The following is a 2,622-nucleotide window of genomic DNA, read 5'->3' on the forward strand; positions in this document are numbered from 1 at the left end:
ACCGCGTCGTTCCTGGCCGCGCTCGCGGCCGCCGTCCTGACCTGGAACTCCGGGATCGCGGTCTACGGGCACGGCGCGTTCGCGGTGCACATGGTCATGCACCTGATGCTGATCATGGTCGTCCCGGCGTTCTGGGTGGCCGGGCACCCGCTGGAGCTGCTGCGCCACCACCTGCGGGGTGGTGCGGCGCGGGCCTTCGACGCGACCGTCGGCGGGCGCGTGGCGCGGGCGGTCACCTTCCCCGCGACGGTGCTCGTGGTCTACGCCCTGGTGATCGTGCTGACCCACCTCACCGGGTTCATGGAGGCGATGGCCGGCTCCATGACGCTGCACCACGGTGAGCAGGTGCTCTACCTCGTCGCCGGGCTGCTGTTCTTCCACACGGCGATCGGCGTCGACGTCCTCCCCCACCGCCCCGCCTACTTCGCGCGGTTCGTGCTCATGCTGCTGGCGATGGGCATCGACACCCTGGCCGGCATCGTGCTGATGCTGGCGCCGGCGACGATGTTCCCGTCCTACGACCTCGAGGGCGTACACCTCGGCGGGGCGATCATGTGGGTCGGTGGCGACGGCCTGATGATGCTGATCATGGTCCTGCTCGGCCGGCTCTGGGTCTCGGACCCGAGCGGGCGCGTCGACTTCGGCCCCTGGCTGGAGTCGGCCCGGCGCTCGGCGATCTCCGGCCAGACCGGGGACGACGGCGGGGCCGAGGACCTCGACGACGACGACGAGGCCCTCGCCGCCTACAACCGGATGCTCGCCCGGCTCGACCGCGGCGACTAGGCCGCCCCTGGTACCGTTGACCCTTCCGGGTGAGGCGTGGATCACGGGAGTCGGGCCATGGACGAGACAGCGGAGTGGCCGGCGCAGCTGCCGGTCCCGAGCCGGGGGGCGCATCCGACGGCGGAGCGCGGCGCCTGTGTGATGGAGTACGCCGCCCTGCTCAGCGGTGACCACCACACCGACCACCCGGTCGGGGTCCATCCGTTCCTCGCGACGCTGTGCCGGCGCTTCAACGACGTCCTCGGCGACGAGTCCCGCGCCGAACTGGTGCGGCTGGTCCCGGCGCTCCTCGGGACGGGCACCGGCGAGCGCCGGATGACGGCCGACGACCCGGGCTTCCGGGCGATCGTCGAGGTCCTCGACCGGAACCTGCGCCGGCGCGGGATCGACACCCCGCCCTCGCCGGTGACCCCGGGGTGGTCCGACCTCCCGGAAGAGCGGTTCCCGGACGAGCAGCGGCCCGAGGACCGGATCGACCCCGGCACCGGGGGCGGGACCGCCGTGCTCGACCGCCCCGTCGAGGCCCGGTCCCGCACCATCCGGTCGGCGGTGCTGGTGTGGGTGCATCGCGCCGAGGCCCGGCTCTTCCACGGGCGCGGTGACGACCGGGAGATGGTCGAGCTCCTCGAGGAGATGGTGCACGAGGTCCGGGCGGCCCAGGGGCTGGCGCCGGTGGCGACCAGCGGGCCGTACCGCCCGCGTCCGCCGGCATGATCGACGGGACCGGCGCGGCGGGAGCACACTGATCGTGTGGAGGGGTTCGAGCTCGGTACCGACGGCCCGTCGCTGATCCTGGCGGCGGTGGACGGGTCGACGACGTCGCTCCGTGCCGGCGCCTACGCGGTGGGTCTCGCCCGGCGCCAGCGCTCCGAGCTCGTCGTCATCACCGTGACGACGACGCCGTCGATGGCCTCGTTGTCCGCGGACGCCGTGACCGTACTCGCCGAGTCCGCGCACGAGCTCGCCGCCGACCTGCACGAGCAGGCCAAGGAGTACCTCCGCCTCCTGGAGATGGAGGCGCGGCTGGTGACGGTGCACGGCGACCCGTACATCGAGATCGTCCGGGCGGCCGACGACCTGCGGGCCGACGCCGTGGTCGTGGGCTCGTCGATGAAGGCCGGGCACCGGTTCGTGGGCTCGCTCGCCGTCCGGTTGATCAAGGCCGGGAAGTGGCCGGTGACGGTCGTTCCCTAGGTGCCTTCGGCCCGTGAGCACTTTCCCGTGTCATACGGCGGAATAGTGCTCACGAGCCGAAGGCACCTACCAGGTCAGCGGCAGGCTGCGCATCCCGTAGATGAACGTGCCCTCGCGGAAGTCGGCGCGGGCCGGGTCGGTCGTGGTGGCCAGCGTCGGGAAGCGGCGCAGCAGGGCCGGGAACGCGACGGCCATCTCCATGCGCGCCAACGGGGCGCCCAGGCAGTGGTGCACCCCGTGGCCGAACGCGACGTGCGGCGACGCGGCCCGCCCGACGTCGAGCCGGTCGGGGTCCTCGACGAGCGCGCGGTCGCGGTCGGCGGCGGCCAGCGCCACGAGCACCATGTCCCCGGCCGCGATCGCCTGCCCGCCCACCTCGGTGTCCTCGACCGCGACCCGCGGGACGCTCGCGTGCACGATCGAGAGGAAGCGCATGAGCTCCTCGACGGCGGGTGCGACGGCGTCCGGGTCGTCGCGGACCGTCGCCGCCTGGTCGGGCCGGCGCAGCAGCGCGAGCGTGCCGAGGGCGAGCATGTTCGCGGTGGTCTCGTGGCCCGCGATCAGCAGCAGCGAGGCGATCCCGATGAGCTCGTCGCGCGTGAGGTCCTCGCCGTGCTCGCGCACGAGCATCCCGAGCATGTCGTC

Annotated in this window: 4 protein-coding genes; 3 read left to right on the forward strand and 1 reads right to left on the reverse strand. The window is 73.2% G+C overall.

Annotated elements, in window-relative coordinates:
* The 3 genes from AC0CYZ_RS29775 to AC0CYZ_RS29785 form a co-directional block, all read left to right on the forward strand.
* Positions 1 to 783 (forward strand): cytochrome c oxidase assembly protein (locus tag AC0CYZ_RS29775; protein ID WP_472221723.1); only part of this gene is annotated, 783 nt, incomplete at its 5' end.
* A 57-nt stretch (positions 784 to 840) separates the two neighbouring features.
* The gene (locus AC0CYZ_RS29780) at positions 841 to 1,497 is read left to right on the forward strand and encodes a hypothetical protein (RefSeq protein WP_472221724.1); all 657 of its coding nucleotides are present in this window, start codon (positions 841 to 843) and stop codon (positions 1,495 to 1,497) included.
* Between the two features lie 36 nt (positions 1,498 to 1,533).
* Positions 1,534 to 1,977 carry a universal stress protein gene (locus AC0CYZ_RS29785; RefSeq protein WP_472221725.1) on the forward strand — a complete coding sequence of 148 codons (444 nt, stop codon included), beginning with the start codon at positions 1,534 to 1,536 and terminating at the stop codon, positions 1,975 to 1,977.
* 66 nt (positions 1,978 to 2,043) lie between these two features.
* On the opposite strand, the gene AC0CYZ_RS29790 is transcribed toward AC0CYZ_RS29785, so the two are convergent.
* Positions 2,044 to 2,622: cytochrome P450 (locus AC0CYZ_RS29790; RefSeq protein ID WP_472221726.1), on the reverse strand; the 579-nt coding region annotated here is incomplete at its 5' end.

Source organism: Actinomycetospora sp., from assembly GCF_055612215.1.

Bases quoted from the DNA above. Each gene is read 5' to 3' on its own strand.
- AC0CYZ_RS29780 (WP_472221724.1), top strand. From the start codon at position 841: ATGGACGAGACAGCGGAGTGGCCGGCGCAGCTGCCGGTCCCGAGCCGG.